Origin of the sequence: Streptomyces sp. NPDC001351, assembly GCF_042896045.1 — a bacterium.
Taxonomy (GTDB): domain Bacteria; phylum Actinomycetota; class Actinomycetes; order Streptomycetales; family Streptomycetaceae; genus Streptomyces.
The window spans coordinates 1-1,027 of sequence record NZ_JBIAWS010000046.1 but is presented as its reverse complement, the minus strand read 5'-3'; the positions used below and the strand labels follow the sequence as shown (position 1 = coordinate 1,027).

Here is a 1,027-nt window from a genome sequence, read left to right as displayed (position 1 = left end):
ATATCGGTAACAGTGTATCCATTATGAGTACCTGGTCCGAGCCCCAGCCTGATTCCCGGTTCGTCGAGGTGGACGGCCTGCGGATCCACTACAAGCGTGCTGGGCGCGGCCCGGCACTCGTGCTGCTGCACGGCAGTGCCTCATCGCTGCAGCACTTCGACCGCGCGACGGATCTGCTGTCGGATTCGTTCGATGTCATCCGTCCCGACCTGCCGGCGTTCGGACTGACGGGCCCGCGCAAGGACCGCGACTACCGCATCCCGGCGTACGCCGCGACGGTGGCGGGCTTCCTGGAGGCGCTGGGCGTGCCGCGCTACGCGGTGGCCGGCAATTCCCTGGGCGGCAACATCGCCTGGAACCTCGCGCTGGATCACCCGGAGCGGCTGACCGGCCTGGTACTGGTCAATGCCACCGGCTACCCGGAGAAGACGGTGCCCGCGGGGATGCGCCTGACCCGCAACCCGCTGGTGCGGCCCCTGCTGAGGCGGGTGATGCCGCGCGGGGCACTCGAACGCAACCTGCGCGACGCCGTCGGGCCGTATGCGCAGATCGTGGACGACGCCATGGTGGACCGCTCCTATCAGCTCATGAGCCGCCCCGGTAACCGCTCGGCCTTCGTCGACTTCTGCAACACCGACCAGCCGGACCGCAGCGCGCAGATCCCTCGCATCACGGTGCCCACGCTGGTGCTGCGCAGCGCGAGCATCGACGGCCAGCACTTCGCCCGCGACATCCCCGGCGCCCAGGAGCTCGTCCACCCCCACGGCGGACATCTGCTGCCGGAGGAGGAACCGCAGTGGGTCGCGGACGCGATCGCGAAGTTCCTCGGCTCCTGCGCCGACACCCCCGCGAACTGAGGGCAAGGAGGCCCGTTCCATGAAGTACTTCGTCGCCCCGGGCGAGGACCGCAAGCTCACCGCCGACTCGCGGGGGGCGCTGCGCGGCAGTTTCATCGAGCTGTCCGACGGCGTCACCCACTACGAGTTGACGGGGCCCGAGGACGGGGAAGTGGTCCTGATGGCGGGCG

The 1,027-nt window shown here is 69.4% G+C and carries 1 protein-coding gene and 1 pseudogene; both read left to right on the top strand.

All coding sequences use genetic code 11. The features are described from left to right. Nucleotides 1–23 precede the first annotated feature (23 nt). Nucleotides 24–857: an alpha/beta fold hydrolase gene (locus ACFY1U_RS50965; RefSeq protein ID WP_390700934.1), complete on the top strand. Its 834-nt coding sequence runs from the start codon at nt 24–26 to the stop codon at nt 855–857. 19 nt (nt 858–876) lie between these two features. Further along, nucleotides 877–1,027: pseudogene (locus tag ACFY1U_RS50960) on the top strand (alpha/beta hydrolase); the annotation flags it as partial.

Coding starts and splice junctions, on each gene's coding strand:
- ACFY1U_RS50965 (WP_390700934.1), top strand. CDS start 24: ATGAGTACCTGGTCCGAGCCCCAGCCTGATTCCCGGTTCGTCGAGGTG.